The sequence below is a fragment of the Arthrobacter sp. 35W genome, from assembly GCF_000482545.1.
In the GTDB taxonomy this organism is placed as follows: domain Bacteria; phylum Actinomycetota; class Actinomycetes; order Actinomycetales; family Micrococcaceae; genus Specibacter.
The window spans coordinates 631,773-648,500 of the sequence record NZ_KI519455.1 but is presented as its reverse complement, the minus strand read 5'-3'; the positions used below and the strand labels follow the sequence as shown (position 1 = coordinate 648,500).

The 16,728-nt window shown below is 69.8% G+C and carries 16 protein-coding genes; 11 read left to right on the top strand and 5 right to left on the bottom strand.

Annotated features, from left to right (window positions below; genetic code table 11):
• Nucleotides 1–16 precede the first annotated feature (16 nt).
• From K254_RS0115115 to K254_RS0115065, 11 genes are all read left to right on the top strand, one after another.
• Entirely contained in the window at nucleotides 17–1,003 is a 987-nt protein-coding gene (locus tag K254_RS0115115) for an ornithine cyclodeaminase family protein (RefSeq protein WP_026556081.1), read from the top strand.
• A gap of 202 nt (nucleotides 1,004–1,205) precedes the next feature.
• Entirely contained in the window at nucleotides 1,206–2,216 is a 1,011-nt protein-coding gene (locus tag K254_RS0115110) for a proline racemase family protein (protein WP_026556080.1), read from the top strand.
• Between the two features lie 120 nt (nucleotides 2,217–2,336).
• Nucleotides 2,337–3,800 (top strand): aminopeptidase P family protein, encoded by a 1,464-nt coding sequence (locus K254_RS0115105; RefSeq protein WP_231391878.1) that lies wholly within the window; start codon nucleotides 2,337–2,339, stop codon nucleotides 3,798–3,800.
• A 139-nt stretch (nucleotides 3,801–3,939) separates the two neighbouring features.
• Nucleotides 3,940–4,845: a dihydrodipicolinate synthase family protein gene (locus tag K254_RS0115100; protein WP_026556078.1), complete on the top strand. Its 906-nt coding sequence runs from the start codon at nucleotides 3,940–3,942 to the stop codon at nucleotides 4,843–4,845.
• Nucleotides 4,846–4,871: 26 nt separating this feature from the next.
• Nucleotides 4,872–5,873: a proline racemase family protein gene (locus K254_RS0115095; RefSeq protein WP_026556077.1), complete on the top strand. Its 1,002-nt coding sequence runs from the start codon at nucleotides 4,872–4,874 to the stop codon at nucleotides 5,871–5,873.
• Nucleotides 5,870–6,823 carry an ornithine cyclodeaminase family protein gene (locus K254_RS0115090; protein WP_026556076.1) on the top strand — a complete coding sequence of 318 codons (954 nt, stop codon included), beginning with the start codon at nucleotides 5,870–5,872 and terminating at the stop codon, nucleotides 6,821–6,823. The genes K254_RS0115095 and K254_RS0115090 overlap by 4 nt, the downstream gene beginning before the upstream one ends.
• 63 nt (nucleotides 6,824–6,886) lie before the next feature.
• The gene (locus tag K254_RS0115085) at nucleotides 6,887–7,558 is read left to right on the top strand and encodes a GntR family transcriptional regulator (protein WP_231391877.1); all 672 of its coding nucleotides are present in this window, start codon (nucleotides 6,887–6,889) and stop codon (nucleotides 7,556–7,558) included.
• Between the two features lie 63 nt (nucleotides 7,559–7,621).
• Entirely contained in the window at nucleotides 7,622–8,797 is a 1,176-nt protein-coding gene (locus K254_RS23470) for an NAD(P)/FAD-dependent oxidoreductase (protein WP_035750241.1), read from the top strand.
• Nucleotides 8,790–9,056, top strand: a complete 267-nt coding sequence (locus tag K254_RS0115075) for a (2Fe-2S)-binding protein (RefSeq protein WP_026556074.1) — start codon at nucleotides 8,790–8,792, stop codon at nucleotides 9,054–9,056. Before K254_RS23470 ends, K254_RS0115075 begins: the two co-directional genes overlap by 8 nt.
• Complete coding sequence (locus K254_RS23465; protein ID WP_035750239.1) at nucleotides 9,049–10,584, top strand: FAD-dependent oxidoreductase; 1,536 nt, start codon at nucleotides 9,049–9,051, stop codon at nucleotides 10,582–10,584. Before K254_RS0115075 ends, K254_RS23465 begins: the two co-directional genes overlap by 8 nt.
• Entirely contained in the window at nucleotides 10,581–12,047 is a 1,467-nt protein-coding gene (locus tag K254_RS0115065; protein WP_026556073.1) for an aldehyde dehydrogenase family protein, read from the top strand. The genes K254_RS23465 and K254_RS0115065 overlap by 4 nt, the downstream gene beginning before the upstream one ends.
• A 94-nt stretch (nucleotides 12,048–12,141) precedes the next feature.
• Here K254_RS0115065 and purM read toward each other — a convergent pair whose 3' ends face one another.
• The 5 genes from purM to K254_RS0115040 form a co-directional block, all read right to left on the bottom strand.
• A complete protein-coding gene (purM, locus tag K254_RS0115060) occupies nucleotides 12,142–13,290 on the bottom strand; it encodes a phosphoribosylformylglycinamidine cyclo-ligase (protein ID WP_026556072.1) in 1,149 nt (382 codons plus the stop codon).
• On the bottom strand, nucleotides 13,287–14,870 hold the full coding sequence (gene purF / locus K254_RS0115055) for an amidophosphoribosyltransferase (RefSeq protein ID WP_026556071.1): 1,584 nt from the start codon (nucleotides 14,868–14,870) through the stop codon (nucleotides 13,287–13,289). Before purF ends, purM begins: the two co-directional genes overlap by 4 nt.
• 52 nt (nucleotides 14,871–14,922) lie before the next feature.
• Nucleotides 14,923–15,279, bottom strand: a complete 357-nt coding sequence (locus K254_RS23460; protein WP_331271238.1) for a hypothetical protein — start codon at nucleotides 15,277–15,279, stop codon at nucleotides 14,923–14,925.
• Nucleotides 15,280–15,344: 65 nt separating this feature from the next.
• On the bottom strand, nucleotides 15,345–15,704 hold the full coding sequence (locus K254_RS0115045; protein WP_026556070.1) for a sterol carrier family protein: 360 nt from the start codon (nucleotides 15,702–15,704) through the stop codon (nucleotides 15,345–15,347).
• 7 nt (nucleotides 15,705–15,711) lie between these two features.
• Nucleotides 15,712–16,716 (bottom strand): asparaginase, encoded by a 1,005-nt coding sequence (locus K254_RS0115040; protein WP_026556069.1) that lies wholly within the window; start codon nucleotides 16,714–16,716, stop codon nucleotides 15,712–15,714.
• Between the last annotated feature and the right edge of the window lie 12 nt (nucleotides 16,717–16,728).

Below are 16,728 nucleotides of genomic sequence, written 5' to 3'. Positions count from 1 at the left end.
CCCCGAAGGACTGCCCATGACACTCATCCTCAGCGCCTCCCAGATCGGTTCGCTGGCCGACATGCCCGCCACCATCGCCGCCGTCGAGCGCGCATTCGGCGACATTGCGCGCGGCACCGCCTGCCAGCCGGCGCCAAGCTCGCTTCACCTGGCCTCATCCGATGCACGTTTTCTGCCGATGAGCGCCCTGTCGGACGTCGAGCAGCTCGCCGCGGTCAAGCTGCTCTCCGACATTCCGGGGAACAAGGACGCGGGGCTGCCCACCCAGAGGTCCACCATCATGCTGGTCTCCCAAGCCACCGGCGAGACCCTGGCCATTCTCGACGGCATGGTCCCGACGAGGGTCCGGACGGCAGCCGCCAGCGCCGTGGCGACGAGGCTGCTGGCCCGTGAGGACAGCACCACGCTGGGCCTGGTGGGCGCCGGCGCCCTCGCGGTGGCCCATGTGGAGGCCATGCTGGCGGTCCTGCCGTTTACGAAGATCGTGTTCTGGTCGAGGACCCCCGGCACCGGCCTGAAATTCCGCCAGGCGATTGAGCACCATGGCGTGAGCGTTGTCCAGGCGGCCTCCGCCGAGGAGGTCGTCCGGTCCGCGGATGTGCTGTGCACCCTGACGCCCGCCACGGAAGCGTTCGTCCGGGGAAGCTGGTTCAGGCCCGGGCTGCACGTCAATGCTGTCGGTTCCCGGCCCCGCCCGGACCACCGCGAAATCGACACGGAAGGCATGGTCCGCTCACGGATCTTCGTGGACAGCCGCCCAACCGCCGCGGAAAAATCCGGCGGGATCATCATCCCGGTCAAGGAAGGCGCCCTGTCCTTCGACGACATCGTGGCGGAAATCGGCGACGTAGCGGCCGGCTTCCATCCGGGCCGGACTGCCGATGACGACATCACGTTGTTCAATTCCGTAGGCATCGGGCTGCAGGATCTGGCCATTGGGCGGCTGCTTTACGACAAGGCCGTGGCCCAGGACATTGGGACGACCGTGGACCTCAGCCGCTGACCACCTTGCCCCCGCCCACCCCCCCCAACTGGGTGACAGTTATGACACGTTCCGGGCCCCGGAACGTGTCATAACTGTCACCCAGTTGGGGCCGCAGGGGTGTGCTTGACCCTCGGTGTGTGGCATGTCATATTTTACTGAAGTCCACCGGAGACCCTGGCCGCGTGGCACTCATCACTGCGAACCAATGGAAAGGGTGGGCATGGACGCCACCGGCTGGACGGTCAACACCATCGATTACCACACGGCGGGGGAGCCGTTCCGCATCGTGCCGGAGCCGCCCTGCGAGATCCCGGGGGCCACGGTGCTGGAGCGTCGCCAAAACGCCACGACCAGCCGTGCGGACACGCTGCGCCAGCTGCTGGTGAACGAGCCCCGCGGACATGCCGACATGTACGGCGGCTTCATCGTCCCGCCCAATGATTCAGGCGCGCACTTTGGCGTGTTGTTTTGGCACAAGGACGGCTTCTCCACCGCCTGCGGCCACGGCACCATCGCACTGGGGGCCTGGGCCGTGGAGAGCGGTCTGGTGCCCGCGCCGGACGACGGCGAAACGGACGTGGTCATCGACGTCCCCTCCGGGCGCGTCACGGCCAAGGTGGCCACCGTGGCCGGGAACATCGACTCCATCACCTTCTGCAACGTCCCCTCCGCGGTGATGGTGCGGACCATTCCCGTGGAGACGGCCGGCTTTGGCCCCCTGGAGGTCGACGTCCTCTGGGGCGGGGCACTGTACGCCTCGCTGCCGGCGCGGGCCGCGGGACTGGACGTCACGCCGTCGTGCCTGAACCAGCTCATCGACGCCGGCCGGCAGATCAAGGCCGCGCTCGCGGACCACCCCGCCGCCCGGCACCCCAGCGACCCACGGCTGGACGGCATCTACGGCACGATCTTCCACGAGGACGCCGATGCAGGCAACGGGCGGCTCGCCCAGCGCAATGTCACGATCTTCGCCGACGGGCAGGTGGACAGGTCCCCCTGCGGCTCCGGGACGGCGGCGCGCGTCGCCTCCCTGGACGCGTCGGGGGAGCTGGCCGACGGGGCCGTGCTGGAGCACTACTCCATTGTCGACTCGCACTTTTCGGCGTCGGTGATCGGGCGCGGCGACGACGGCGTCGAGGTGGGCGTGCGCGGAACAGCTCACAAGGTGGGCGAATGCTCCTTCGCCCTTGACCCCCGCGACGAGCTGGGCCTGGGGTTTGTGCTTCGATGAACTGTCCGATGTCCTGAACCACGCCCCCGGCGGCGTGTGGACCCCGGCGCCCCGGCCCATAAGATTTCTAGACCCATTGACAGCTCAACCAGTGCCCATGATGGGCGGAGGGACCCCACGATGACTGCAACAGAAGCATTAGCCACCCGTTCGATGCCAATTCCGGAGACCCCGGATCCGCGCCTGCCGCGCCTGGCCGCTGTGCCGGCGTTCACCGACTACATGGCCACGGGGTGGGGGACGCCGGACAGGACGCCGCCCGTGGTGGCCGGTGCGGCGGAAGCCGCGGGGCGCCACCGGGCGCGCGTCTCCGAGCTGTTTCACGGCCGGGCGCTGGTGGTGGGTGCCGGGACGGCCCCGGTGCGCAGCAACGACACGTTCTATGACTTCCGCCCCGACTCCGACTTCTACTGGCTGGCCGGCGCGGCCATCGACGGCGCCATCCTGGTGATGACGCCGTCGGGCTCCTCGCACGACGCCACCGTGTACATCCCGACGCCGTTCTTTGCCGGGGACCCGCAGTTCTTCGCCAATGCCGCCCACGGTGAGATGTGGGTGGGCTCGGCCCCGGACTTCTCCGACTGGGCGCAGGCGCTGTCCCTGGCTGTCAAGCCGTTGACGGAGCTCGACGCCGGCATCGCCGCGGCCACGCGCGCCGGCTCCGGCGCCCTCTCGGCCGGCCTGGTCCCGGCCGATGTCCGCAGCCGCCACTCGATTGCCGGCCCGGATGAGCTGGGACAGGCGTTGGGCGGACTGCGCATGATCAAGGACGAGTGGGAGATCGAGCAGCTGCGCCAGGCCGTCGACCACACGGTGGATGGCTTTGCCGCCGTGCTCCGCGAGGTCCCCACTGCCATCGCGCGCGGCGGGGAGCGCTGGCTGCAGGGAACCTTCGACCGCCACGCCCGCACCCACGGCAACGGCGCCGGCTACGCGACCATCGTGGGCAGCGGCAAGCATGCGCCCACCCTGCACTGGGTCCGCTGCGACGGGCCGGTGCTTGAGGACAAGGTGCTGCTGCTGGACATGGGTGTGGAAACCAACAGCTTCTACACCGCCGATGTCACGCGCACCTTCCCCGGCTCGGGCACCTTCAGCCCCATCCAGCGCCAGGTGCACGATCTGGTCGAGAAATCGCACCGGGCCGGGCTGGCACAGGTGGGGCCGGGCAAGTACTTTGCCGACTTCCACCAGGCCTGCATGGAGGTCATCGCCAATGGCCTCAACGACTGGGGGCTGCTGCCGGTCTCCGTCGATGAGGCGCTGTCCCCGCACGGCCAGCACCACCGCCGCTACCTGGTGTGCGGTGTGGGGCACCACCTGGGCCTGGACGTGCACGACTGCGCCCAGTCGAGCTATGAAACCTACCAAGGGTCCCCGATGGCCCCCGGCATGGTCCTGACGGTGGAGCCCGGACTGTACTTCCACGAGCACGACCTGACGGTGCCGCCGGAACTGCGCGGCATCGGCGTCCGGTTGGAGGACGGCATCGTGGTGACGGCGTCGGGCTCAGAGGTTCTTTCCGACGCGCTGCCGCTTGATGCGCTGGGCATCGAACAGTGGATGGCACTGGTGCAGAAATAGGCGCCAAAAACTCTAGTGTTATGTGACATTGTACTAGTAGGCTAAGTATGTAATCCATGGTTGGCGGCGCTGCCAACGCTCCTGTGCGGGCGGCGCCGCCAACCGGACATGGCACGCGAACCATTGCAAGGAGACTCTTATGACAACCCGGAACCAGCCCTGGCGTGGCATCCACGTTGCTACGGCCTTGCCGTTCAACGACGATCTCAGTGTTGACTATGCGGCCTTTGGCGAGCACGTTGCCTGGCTGGCCGACAATGGGTGCGACGGCGTCTGCCCCAACGGCTCCCTGGGCGAGTACCAGACCCTCACCGATGCGGAGCGGGCCAAGGTTGTCGAAACCGCCGTCGCCGCGTCCCCCGAGGGATTCACCGTAATGCCCGGCGTTGCCGCCTACGGTGCCGCCGAGTCCCGCCGCTGGGCCGAGCAGGCCAGGGATGCCGGCGCGGCCTCCGTACTGGCACTGCCGCCCAACACCTTCCGGGCCGACGAGGAAACGGTGATGGCCCACTACCGCGAGCTGGCCAAGGCCGGCATCCCCGTGGTGGCCTACAACAATCCCATCGACACGAAGGTCGACCTGACGCCGCCGCTGCTCGCCCGCCTCCACGGCGAGGGGCTCATCGTGGCGGTGAAGGAATTCACCGGCGACGTGCGCCGCGCCTACGAAATTGCCGAGCTGGCACCGGAACTGGACCTGCTGGTGGGCTCAGACGACGTGCTGCTGGAGCTGGGCCTGGCCGGCGCCGTCGGCTGGATTGCCGGCTACCCCAACGCCATCCCGCAGAGCACCGTGGAACTCTACAATCTGGTCACCAGCGGCAGCATGGACGACATCGCCACGGCGCTGCCCATCTACCGCGACCTGCACCCGCTGCTGCGCTGGGATTCAAAGACCGAGTTTGTGCAGTCCATTAAGCTCTCCATGGACATCGCTGGACGCAAGGGCGGCGTCTGCCGCCAGCCGCGTGGACCCCTGTCCGCCGAACTGGCCGCACGCATCGCCGCGGACACCGAGGCCGTGCTGGCCAAGGGCTACAAGTAACCATCCACCCAGGGAGGGACTGCGCGATGCGCTCAAAGCGGGTATTTCATGCCGTGGATTCACACACCGAGGGGATGCCGACACGCGTCATCACCGGCGGCGTGGGGACCATACCGGGGCGCACCATGGCCGAGCGCCGGCAGTGGTTCATGGACAACAGCGATGATGTCCGCACGCTGCTGATGTATGAACCGCGGGGGCATGCCTCCATGAGCGGCGCCATCCTGCAGCCGCCCACCCGGGACGACGCCGACTACGGGGTGCTGTTCATCGAGGTCTCCGGCCTGCTGCCGATGTGCGGCCACGGCACCATTGGCGTGGCAACGGTGCTGGTGGAAACCGGCATGGTCCCCGTGGTGGAGCCCGTCACCACCATCCGGCTGGACACCCCGGCCGGATTGGTGGTGGCCGAGGTGGCGGTGGAGAACGGGGCGGCGAAGTCGGTCACCATCCGCAACGTCCCCTCGTTCTCCCTGGCCCTGGACCAGACGGTGGATGTGCCCGGCTTCGGCGAGGTGCACTACGACTTGGCCTTCGGCGGGAACTTCTACGCCGTTGTCGAGCTGGCGGAACTGGGGCTGCCGTTCGAGCGGGCGGCCAAGGACCAGCTGCTGGCCGCCGGGCTGGCCATCATGGACGCCATCAACTCCACCAACCCGCCGGTGCACCCGGAGCGGGCCGACATCAACGGCTGCCACCACGTCTACCTGAAGGCGCCCGGATCCACGGCCGCCCACTCGCGCCACGCCATGGCCATCCACCCGGGCTGGTTCGACAGGTCCCCGTGCGGGACGGGCACCAGCGCACGCATGGCGCAGCTGCATGCGCGCGGCGAGCTGGCGCTGGACACCGACTTTGTCAACGAGTCCTTCATCGGCACCCAGTTCGTTGGCCGGCTGGTGGAGGAAACCACGGTAGGTGGGCTGCCGGCCGTCATTCCGACCATCACGGGCCGGGCCTGGGTGACGGGGACGGCCCAGTACATGCTGGACCCCGACGACCCATTCCAGGCCGGATTCCTGCTGTGACGCTGCCCTACCTGGACGCGGCGCTGCTGCGCTCACTTGCCACCCCCGCCCGGACGGTGGCAGCCCTCGAGGCGGCCCTGCTGGGCGGGTTGGACCCGGAGCTGGACCAGCCCCGGCTGACCTCGCCGCTCGAGGCGGGTGAATTCCTGCTCATGCCCGCGCAGACCGCCAGCTACGCGGGGATCAAGGTGGCGACGGTGGCGCCCGGGAATCCGGCGAAGGGGCATCCCAAGATCCAGGGCACCTACCTGCTGCTGGACAAGTCAACGCTGGCGCCGCTGGCCGCCATGGACGGGGCCGAACTCACGCTGATCCGCACCCCCGCCGCCACCACCCTGGCCATCAAACACCTGCTGGCGCTGCGCGGGGCATCCTCGGCCGGGACCGTGGCGGTGGTGGGGACCTCGCTGCAGGCCGACAGGCACATTGAAGCGCTGGCCCAGGTGTGCGGCATTGATGACCTGGTGGTGGTGGGGCGCCGGCGCGAAGCAGCCGAAGCCCTGGCCGGGACGTGGGACGGCCGGGGGATGGCGGCCCGCGCCGGCACGGTGGCAGACCTGGCCAGCGCCGACGTCATTGTCTGTGCGACGTCCTCGGCGCTGCCCGTGTTTGACGGGGGCCTTGTGGGGGACGCTGCAATAGTGGCGGCGATTGGTTCGCACGGCCTGGACGCCCGGGAAATCGACCCTGCACTGGCTCTCCGCTCCGAGGTGGTGGTGGAGGGGCGTGCCTCGGCCTTCCGGGAGGCGGGCGATCTGATCCCGGCCCGGTCCGCGGCCGAGTGGGAGCAGCGGGGGCTGGCAACCCTGGCCGATCTGGTGGCGGGGCGCTTTGCCCCGGCCGCCGGCAGGCCGCTGCTGTACACGGGCGTGGGCATGGCCTGGGAGGATCTGGTGGTGGCCGGAAGCGCGTATGACGTTTTTCGCGGCGCCGCGGCACCTGTGGACTAAAATTTCATATTGCAGTGGACCGCTTGGTCCATCTGAGTGTTTTGCCTCGGGAAAGGAGTGGCTGTGAGCATTGAAGGGGCATCCCATCTGACCATGGTCACCAAGAGTGTCAGCCTGCGCGAAACCGTGACCCAGGCCCTCCGGGCGGCGGTCATTTCCGGCGAAATGAAGCCGGGGGAGGTCTACTCCGCACCCACTCTGGGCAAGCGCTTCGGGGTTTCCCCCACGCCCGTCCGCGAGGCCATGCTGGATCTGGCCAAGGAGGGTCTGGTGACCTCCATGCCCAACAAGGGGTTCCGTGTCACGGAGGTCTCCGACGAGGACCTGGATGAAATCACCGCCCTGCGCCTGTTGATCGAGCCGCCCACCGTCCGCGCCGTCACGCCTCTGATCGACGACGCCGGCCTGGACCGCCTGCGCGGGATGGCGGGGGACATCGTGGCGTTCGCGGGAACCGGAGATCTGATCGCCTACACCGAGGCCGACAGGAAGTTCCACATCGAGATCCTGGGCTACACCGGCAACAAGCGCCTGGTCACCCTCGTGTCCGAACTGCGCGGGCAAACCCGCCTGCTGGGCCTGGCGCCGCTGGCCGCGAACGGCACGCTGCGCGAAACGGCGATGGAGCATGTGGAGCTGGTGGACCTGATGGCGGCCGGCAAGGCGGAGGACGCCGAGCGGCTCATGCGGGACCATATCGGCCACGTGCGGACGGACTGGGCCCAGGGGGGCTAACCGGCCCGGATTTGCCCTTCGGAAACCCTTCAAACGAGCTGTGCTGTGTGACATACTACTGTCATGAGTTTCCCCCGGGTTGCTGACGTTGTGGTCATCGGAGGTGGTGCCGTCGGCGCCGCCTGTGCGTTCTATGCCGCGCGCGCCGGCCTCTCCGTGGTGGTGCTGGAGCAGGGGGCCATCGCCTCTGGCACCTCCAGCGCCTGCGAGGGCAACATCCTGGTCTCCGACAAGGAGGCGGGCCCCGAACTCTCGCTGGCCCAGTATTCACAGCAGCTGTGGCGCGGCGAGCTGGCCGAGTTCGGCCACCTGTGGGAATTCGAGTCCAAGGGCGGGCTGGTCGTCTCCGCCCGGCCCGGAACCCAGGACAATCTGGCGAAGCTGGCCCAGCGCCAGCGCGCCGCCGGCATCGACGTCGAGCTGGTCCCCGGTGGGGAGCTCCTGGGCCTGGAGCCGCACCTCAACCCGCGGATGGCCGGCGGAGCGTACTACCCCCAGGACGCCCAGGTGCAGCCCATGCTGGTGGTGGCACATCTGCTCCGCCTGGCCCGGGGGATGGGCGCCGTCGTCGAACCCCACACCACCGTCACGGGATTTCTGCGCCGCGGAGATGCCGTCACGGGTGTGGCCACCAGCCGGGGCAGCATCGACGCACCCGCCGTGGTGAACGCTGCCGGCACTTGGGGCGGTGCCATCGCGGACCTGGCCCGGGTGAGCGTTCCGGTGCTGCCGCGCAAGGGGTACGTGATGGTCACCGAGCCCCTGCCGGTGATGGTCCGGCACAAGGTGTACGCGGCCGAATATGTGGACAATGTGGCCAGCTCCGACGCCGGGCTGCAGACCTCGCCGGTTGTGGAAGGGACCGGCGGGGGCACCATCCTGATCGGTTCCAGCCGCGAGCGGGTGGGCTTCGACAGGTCCTTCGATCCCCGGGTGCTCTCGGCGATGGCCGGCAAGGCCATCGGCCTGTTCCCGTTCCTGGCGCAGGTCAAGGCCCTCCGCGGCTATTTCGGCTTCCGCCCCTACTGTCCTGACCACCTGCCCGTCATTGGGCCGGACCCCCGCGCCCCCGGGCTGTGGCATGCCTGCGGGCACGAAGGTGCGGGCATCGGGCTCAGCGCGGGCACGGGGGCCCTGATTGCCGCATCCTTGGCCGGAACCGCGCTCGGCATGGACGCCACGGCCTTCGCCCCGGAACGATTCGATGCCCACCTAGCCACGGAGAGCGCCCATGTCTGAGATCAACGGCACCCTCAACGGGATGCCCATCACCGCCCGCGCGGGCCAGACGGTCGGCGCGGCCCTGGTGGCGGCCGGCATCACGAGCTGGCGCAGCACGGCGAAGACGTCGCGCCCGCGCGGACTGTTTTGCGGGATCGGCGTCTGCTTCGACTGCCTGGTCACCGCCGACGGCGTCCCGAACCAGCGCGCCTGTGCCATGCCCATGCGCGATGGCATGGTCTTGGAAACCGGCATGGGGGAACGTCCCGATGCTTGAGGTCTTCGATGTAGCAGTGGTGGGGGCGGGGCCGGCCGGGCTGGCCGCCGCCGTGCACGCTGCCGACGCCGGCCTGGGCGTGGCGCTGGTGGATGCGGGCAGCCAGCCGGGCGGGCAGTTCTGGCGCCATCCGGATGAAGCCGCCGCGGCCGCCAACCCGGACCAGTTCCGGGAAGGCGCCGGCCAGCACGACTGGAAGCGTTTCACTGACCTGCGCACCCGCCTGAACCGCCACCGGGGTGCCGGAAGGCTGGTGTACCTGCCCGGTCGGCAGGTGTGGCTCATCGAGCCCGGCGGACACGGCGGCGCGGCCACGCTCCGGCTGGCTCCGGCGGTTGACGTGCCGGGGTCCGACGCCGCCGAACCCGGGCAGGTGCGTGCCGCGCACGTCATCCTGTGCCCCGGTGGGTACGACCGGCAGCTTCCCGTCCCCGGCTGGGACCTGCCCGGCGTGATGGCCGCCGGCGGCGCCCAGGCCCTGCTGAAGGGCAATCGGACGACGGCGGGAACCGTCGCCGTCATCGGCGGAACCGGGCCCTTCCTGCTGCCGGTGGCCACGGGCCTGGCCGGAGCTGGTGTGAAGGTGGCCGCCATCTGCGAGGCCAACAGCCCCACCGGCTGGCTGGGGAACCTGGCCGGCGCCGTGCGGGCTCCCGAGAAGGCCGGCGAGGGGCTGGCCTACGCGGCCGCCTTGGCCAGGCACAGGATTCCCTACAAGGTGCGCACGGCCGTCACGGAGATCCACGGCACCGACAGGGTGGAGGCCGTGACCATCTCGCGCCTGAGCCCGGACGGCTCGGTGCTGGCGGGGACCGGGCGGCGGATTGCCTGCGACCTCGTCGCCCTCGGCTGGGGGTTTACGGCCCAGCTTGAACTGGTCCTGGCCGCCGGTGCCCAGACGGCCGTCGACGCGGACGGCTCGCTCATCGCCGTAGTCGACAACAGAATGGCCTCCTCCGTTCCCGGCATCAGCGTGGCAGGTGAGGCGACGGGCGTGGGCGGTGCGGCCATGGCCGTGGTGGAGGGAGAGCTTGCGGCGTTGTGCGTGGCGGCCGGGGCCGGCGCGGCCGAAACCGCACGGCCCACGGCCGCGCAGCCCGAGTTGGACCGCCGCATTGCACGGCTGCAAAGGGAGCGCGCGCGGCTGCGGGAGTTCGCCCTGGCGATGCACCGGGCCAATCCGGTTCCGGCGCGCTGGCACGGCTGGCTGGCCCCCGAAACACTCGTCTGCCGCTGCGAGGAGGTGGACTACGGCACCCTGTGCCGGGCCCACGAGGAGCTGGGCGCCGACGACGCGCGCAGCCTGAAGTCCTTTGCCCGCCCCGGCATGGGGTGGTGCCAAGGCCGGGTGTGCGGATACGCCACGGCAAGCATTGCCGCGGACTTTGCCTCCCGGCCGGTGTCGGAGGCGGACCTGCGCGCCATGTCCAAGCGAACCCTGGCCGCACCGGTGTCCCTGGGGCAGCTGGCCGCCCTGGAATTTGACGATTTTGACGACATTTCTGCAGACAAGGGATCCCAAGAATGACTGTTACCGAGATTGCACCCACGTCCGCGGCGGCCCTCGAGGACGTCCTGTCCGCCGCCCACGGCGCCGCAGCCGCATGGGCCCAGACCCCGGCGAGAGTGCGGGCCCAGGCCCTGCTGGCCATCGCCGATGCCCTCGACGCCGCCGCGGAGGAGCTCATCCCGCTGGCGCAGGAGGAGACCAACCTGGCCCCCGCGCGGCTTGGCGGCGAGCTCAAACGCACCACCTTCCAACTGCGGCTGTTCGCGGAGCTGCTGGTGGACGGTGGCTACTTGGATGCGCGCATCGACCACGCCGACGAGGCCTGGCCGATGGGCGCGCGGCCCGACATCCGCCGCGTACTGGAACCCCTGGGACCCGTGCTGGTGTTTGCCGCGAGCAATTTCCCCTTTGCCTTCAGCGTGTTGGGCGGCGACAGCTGCTCCGCCCTGGCCGCCGGATGTCCGGTGGTGGTCAAGGTCCACTCCGGGCACCCGCGCCTGTCGGCCGCCGTCGGACGCGTGGCCACAGCGGCCCTGGCGGCTGCCGGTGCACCGGCAGGGCTTCTGGCGCTCATCTACGGCACCCAGTCCGGCAGGGATGCCCTGCTGGATCCGCGCATCAAGGCCGGCGCGTTCACGGGGTCCATCCCCGGCGGCAGGGCCCTGTTCGACCTGGCGAATTCCCGCCCGGACCCCATCCCATTCTTCGGCGAGCTGGGCAGCGTCAACCCCGTGTTCGTCATGGCGGAGGCGGCCGCGGCCCGGGGCGCGGAGATCGTGGACGGGTTCATGGCCTCCTACACCCTGGGGGCCGGCCAGTTCTGCACCAAACCCGGCATTCTGCTGGTCCCGGCCGGTTCCGGCATGGTCCAGGACCTGGCCGCGGCGGCCCGCCCGGCCCCGGCGCTGCTGCTCAACGAGCGGATCCAATCCGGCTATGTGGACGCGCTCCAGGAACTGCTGGAGCACCCGGACGTCCGTCCGCTGGGCGGCACGGAGGATGCCTTGGCCGCCCCGCCCGCGCCGTCGCTGGCCGCCACCACTGCCGCGGCCCTGCTGGCAGACCCGGAGGCGCTCATCACGGAGTGCTTCGGCCCCGCGGCGCTCGTGGTGGCCTATGAAAACGACGGCGAACTGCTGGCCGTCGCGGAGGCCCTGGACGGCCAGCTGACGGCCACCATCCAGGGCGAGGACGGCGATGCCCTCGCCCCGGAGCTGGTGCGCATCCTGGCGGGCAAGGCCGGCCGGGTGCTGTGGAACCAGTGGCCCACGGGCGTTTCGGTGACCTACGCGCAGCAGCACGGCGGCCCCTACCCGGCCACCACGGCACCGGCGTCGACCTCCGTCGGCACTGCGGGGATTGCCCGCTTCCTGCGCCCCGTCGCCTACCAGGGGCTGCCCGCCCATCTGCTGCCCGCGGCCCTGCGGGACGACAATCCGCTGGGCATCCCGCAGCGCGTGGACGGCACCCTCGCCCTCTGACCCCGCCCAACTGAGTGACAGTTATCGCACATAAATCGCTGGAAAACGTGCGACAACTGTCACTCAGTTGGGTTAAACAGCGAAGGACGGCGGTCTAGGCGTAGGCGTTGACCAGGCGGACGGCGCCGCCGTCGACACCCTTGGCACCCTGGACGTAGTCCGGGCCGGTCTTGTCCGAGGTGGCGTCCTCCACGGACACGGTGCCCATGATCCAGGACGGCAGCCCGCGCTCGTTCAAACGCGCGACGGCGGCATCGGCTGCGGAGGCCGAGACGACGGCCACCATGCCCACACCGAGGTTCAGCGTGCGCTCCAGATCGGCCAGCGGGACATTGCCCAGCTGCGAGACCAGGGAGAAGATGGCCGGCAGGCTCCAGGTGGAGCGGTCCACCGTGGCCACCAGGCCCTGGGGCAGCACGCGCGCCAGATTGGCGGCCAGGCCGCCACCTGTGACGTGGCTGAAACCGTGGACGGCGTTCTCGGAGGTGACGGGCAGGAAGCGCGCCAGATCCAGGCAGTCCGCGGCGTAGACGCGGGTCGGCTCCAGGAGCTCCTCGCCCAGCGTGCGGCCCAGCTCGGAAACCTGGCGGTCCAGGGCCCAGCCGGCGTGGTTGACCACGCGGCGGACCAGGGAGTAGCCGTTGGAGTGCAGTCCGGAGGAGGCCATGCCGATGATGACGTCGCCGGCGCGCACGCGCTCCGGGCCCAGCAGCAGATCGGCCTCGACCACACCGGTGCAGGCACCGGCGACGTCGTACTCGTTCTCGGCCAGCAGGCCCGGGTGCTCGGCGGTCTCGCCGCCGACGAGAGCCGTGCCGGCCACCTTGCAGGCGGCGGCGATGCCGCGGACGATGTCCGCTACCCGCTCCGGAACCACCTTGCCGGTGGCGATGTAGTCCGTCATGAAGAGCGGCTCGGCGCCAACCACCACAATGTCATCGACCACCATGCCCACCAGGTCGAACCCGATGGTGTCGTGGATGTCCATGGCCTGGGCGATGGCGACCTTGGTGCCGACGCCGTCGGTGGAGGTGGCCAGCAGCGGCTTCTTGTAGGTCAGCAGCTTGGAGACGTCGTAGAGCCCGGCGAAGCCGCCGAACCCGCCGATGACCGAGGAGTTGTGGGTGGCCTTGACGGCCTCCTTCATCAGCTCAACGGCCCTGTCGCCGGCTTCGGTGTCCACGCCGGCGGAGGCGTAGGTGATTCCAGCAGCGGGTGCAGATTCCTGGGAGGCGGAGGTCATGGCGTCTCTTTCGTCTGTGCCGCAGCGGCGGCGGACTTGTCTGCGTCGGTCAGCAGGTTCTCAAACTCGGCGTCCGGACCCGGGTCGCAGCCCGTGGAGGTCGCGTCGTTTCCGGCCACCGTGCGCTCCAGCAGGTTCTTGCCCAGCCGGTCGCTGGAGGGGAGCTCGATCGGGTAGGTGCCGGTGAAGCAGGCGGTGCACAGTCGCTCGCGCGGCTGGTGCGTGGCCCCGATCATGCCGTCTTCGGAGATGTAGGCCAGGGAGTCGGCGCCGATGGAGGTGCTGATCTCATCGATGGCCGCACCATTGGCGATCAGCTCCGCGCGGGAAGCGAAGTCGATCCCGTAGAAGCAGGGCCAGCGCACCGGCGGGGAGGAGATCTTGACGTGGACCTCGGCGGCGCCGGCCTCGCGGAGCATGCGCACCACGGCCCGCTGGGTGTTGCCGCGGACGATGGAATCATCCACCACCACGATGCGCTTGCCGCGGATCACGGATTCCAGGGCATTGAGCTTGAGCCGGATGCCCAGCTGGCGCAGCGTCTCGGAGGGCTGGATGAAGGTGCGGCCCACATAGGCGTTCTTCACGAAGCCGTGCGCGAACGGAATGCCGGATTCCTCGGCGTAGCCGACGGCGGCGGGGGTGCCGGACTCGGGCACGGGGATCACGATGTCGGCGTCGAACTTGTTCTCGCGGGCCAGCTGGCGGCCCATCTCCACGCGGGACTCGTACACGGAGCGGCCGGCGATGGTCGCATCCGGGCGTGCCAGGTAGACGTACTCGAACACGCAGCCGGCCGGCGTCGCGGCGGCAAAGCGCTGGGAGCGCACGCCGTCCTCGTCGATGGCGATGAACTCGCCGGGCTCGATTTCGCGGATGAAGGAGGCACCCACGGTGGCCAGGGCGGCGCCCTCGGAGGCCACCACCCAGCCGCGGTTGAGCCGGCCCAGGACCAGCGGGCGGACGCCGTGCGGGTCGCGGGCGGCGTACAGGGTGCCCTCGGTCATGAAGACGAAGGAGAAGGCGCCGTGGATCTTCGGCAGCAGCGCCAGGGCCGTCTCCTCCAGGGAGCTGCCCTCCTCGCCCTTGAGCAGGGTGGTGACCAAGGCTGTGTCGGACGTGTTTCCCTGGGCCATCTCGCCCGAGGTGGGAACGCCGTCGCGGGCAATGACCATGTCATACAGCTCAGCCGTATTGGTCAGGTTGCCGTTGTGCGCCAGCGCCACGGTGCCGGTGCCGGTGGCGCCGAGGGTGGGCTGGGCGTTGGCCCAGTTGGACGAACCCGTGGTCGAATACCGGCAATGACCGACGGCGATGTGCCCGGTCAGGGTATTCAGGGTGGGTTCGTCAAAGACCTGGGACACGAGCCCCATGTCCTTGTAGACATTGATCCGCTCGCCATCGCTTGTCGCGATGCCGGCCGATTCCTGTCCACGGTGCTGTAGTGCATACAGCCCGTAATAGGTAAGTTTTGCGACCTCTTCACCGGGTGCCCAAACACCAAAGACGCCACAGGCATCCTGGGGTCCTTTTTCATCGGGTAAAAGATCGTGGGATAGTTTTCCGTCTCCGCGTGCCACAGGAAAATTATCTCATGCCGAGGCGTGCTCTCTGTCACCGCCCTCCGGAAGGTTACTCCGCCTCGGAATCGGGGACTTCCTCGACGACGGCGGTGGTGCTCCGGCGGCGGCCGATCAGATCGAGCGTCAGCGCGGCGACGGCGCCCAGTCCGACGCCGGGGATGGCCAGCAGCACGGCGAAGAAGCCGAAGACGGCGGACCTGTCGAATTCGTTGCTGCCCGGTGCCGCGACGGCCACGATGCCTGCCGCGGCAATGCCCAGCAGGCCGCCGAGCACGAGGAAGGGGACCAGCTTTGGGGCGCGGCGGATGGTGATCTCGCGGCGCTGCGCCGGTGCTGGTTCGGTGCCGGCGGGCTCGGGGCTGGTGGATTCGGTGCCGTTGGACTCGGGGGAGGGCTGGGACATCATCCCTTAACCCTACCCGCGCCGCCGTCGCCGGCAGCCGCCCAAGCGGGCGGCGCCATGGGAACGAATCAGAGCAGCGGCAGCAGCTCGGACAGGTCCGCGCGCAGACCGGAGGCGGCCACGGATCCGGCGGCGACGGCGTCGGCCCAGGCCAGGGTGCCGGTGGCCATCGCCAGCCAGGTGGCGGCGTCGCACTCCACCACATTCGGCGGGGTGCCGCGGGTGTGCCGGGGTCCGGGGATGCACTGGGCGACCCCAAACGGTGGGACGCGCACCTCCACGGAGTTGCCCGGGGCGCGTGCGGCCACCTCCTCGAGCGTGTAGCGCACCGCCAGGGCCAGCACGGGGCGGGGCACGCTGCCGGCCGCCGCGGTCCAGGCGGTGAGGGCTGCGGAGCCCTGCGCGGTGTCGATGCGGCGGTTGGCCACGGAGCGCCTAGTCCAGCAGGGCGCCGACGTCGGCGCCCAGACGCAGGCTGCCCACCGGACGGCCGCCGCCTGTCACCGGACCCACCACGGCCTCCAGAACGGAGGCAACCTCGGGGATGTCCAGCGCGCCGGCCGCCGCCAGCATGGTCAAGCCCACCAGCGTGGCGGCACGGCCGTTGCCGTCCAGCATCTTCACGGCCACGGAGGCCCCGGCCGGCGTGGCCATCACCAGCACGCCCTCGGCGCCGGACTTGGCGATCACACCGAGGCTTTCCATCACGATGGTGTTGGCCGTGCCGCGGCCCTGCACCGCCCAGGGGTAGTCCAGCATGGAGGTGGCCACCGTGGCGGCGCGGGCGTTGGCATGCCTGTCCGAGGGGGCCTTGGCCAGGGTGGAGAAGGCGCGGGCGAGGCCGGTGAGCGTGATGGCGAAGACGGGGGCGCCGCAGCCGTCGATCCCGGTGTGCAGGATCTTCTCCTGGGCGTACTCCTCCACGGTCTGGCGCACCCGCTGCTGCAGGGGGTGGTTGGGCTCCAGGTAGCTGTGCTTGTTCCAGCCGTTTTCCGCGCACGCCCACAGGAACGCGGCGTGCTTGCCGGAGCAGTTCATCGCCATCCTGCTTCTGCCCTTGTCCGTGCGCACCAACCAGGCGTGGGCCTCCTCGTCGCGGGGCCAGACGGCGGGGCAGCCCAGATCCTCTTCGGTGCAGCCGGCGGCCCGGAGCATGCCCGAGACCACGTCCATGTGGTTCAGCGAGCCGGTGTGGCTGGCGGCCGCCAGCGCCACCTGGGCGCCGCGGAGCGGAACGCCGGCCTGCATGACGGCCAGCGCCTGCAGGGGCTTCAGGCTGGAGCGCGGGTAGACGGGCCCATCCGGGGTGCCCAGCGACGTCACAACCGTTCCATCGGCGGCCAGCAGCACCGCCGAGCCCAGATGGCGGGATTCCACGAAGCCGCTGCGTTCGATGACGGCAAGTTCGGCGGCGTCGTCCGCACTGAAAGTGGCAAGCATGCGCCAAGTCTA

Excerpts from the sequence above, each read along its gene's own strand:
- K254_RS0115115 (WP_026556081.1), top strand. The coding sequence starts at position 17 with ATGACACTCATCCTCAGCGCCTCCCAGATCGGTTCGCTGGCCGACATG.
- K254_RS0115110 (WP_026556080.1), top strand. The coding sequence starts at position 1,206 with ATGGACGCCACCGGCTGGACGGTCAACACCATCGATTACCACACGGCG.
- K254_RS0115105 (WP_231391878.1), top strand. The coding sequence starts at position 2,337 with ATGACTGCAACAGAAGCATTAGCCACCCGTTCGATGCCAATTCCGGAG.
- K254_RS0115100 (WP_026556078.1), top strand. The coding sequence starts at position 3,940 with ATGACAACCCGGAACCAGCCCTGGCGTGGCATCCACGTTGCTACGGCC.
- K254_RS0115095 (WP_026556077.1), top strand. The coding sequence starts at position 4,872 with ATGCGCTCAAAGCGGGTATTTCATGCCGTGGATTCACACACCGAGGGG.
- K254_RS23470 (WP_035750241.1), top strand. The coding sequence starts at position 7,622 with ATGAGTTTCCCCCGGGTTGCTGACGTTGTGGTCATCGGAGGTGGTGCC.
- K254_RS0115075 (WP_026556074.1), top strand. The coding sequence starts at position 8,790 with ATGTCTGAGATCAACGGCACCCTCAACGGGATGCCCATCACCGCCCGC.
- K254_RS23465 (WP_035750239.1), top strand. The coding sequence starts at position 9,049 with ATGCTTGAGGTCTTCGATGTAGCAGTGGTGGGGGCGGGGCCGGCCGGG.
- K254_RS0115065 (WP_026556073.1), top strand. The coding sequence starts at position 10,581 with ATGACTGTTACCGAGATTGCACCCACGTCCGCGGCGGCCCTCGAGGAC.
- purM (WP_026556072.1), bottom strand. The coding sequence starts at position 13,290 with ATGACCTCCGCCTCCCAGGAATCTGCACCCGCTGCTGGAATCACCTAC.
- K254_RS23460 (WP_331271238.1), bottom strand. The coding sequence starts at position 15,279 with ATGATGTCCCAGCCCTCCCCCGAGTCCAACGGCACCGAATCCACCAGC.
- K254_RS0115040 (WP_026556069.1), bottom strand. The coding sequence starts at position 16,716 with ATGCTTGCCACTTTCAGTGCGGACGACGCCGCCGAACTTGCCGTCATC.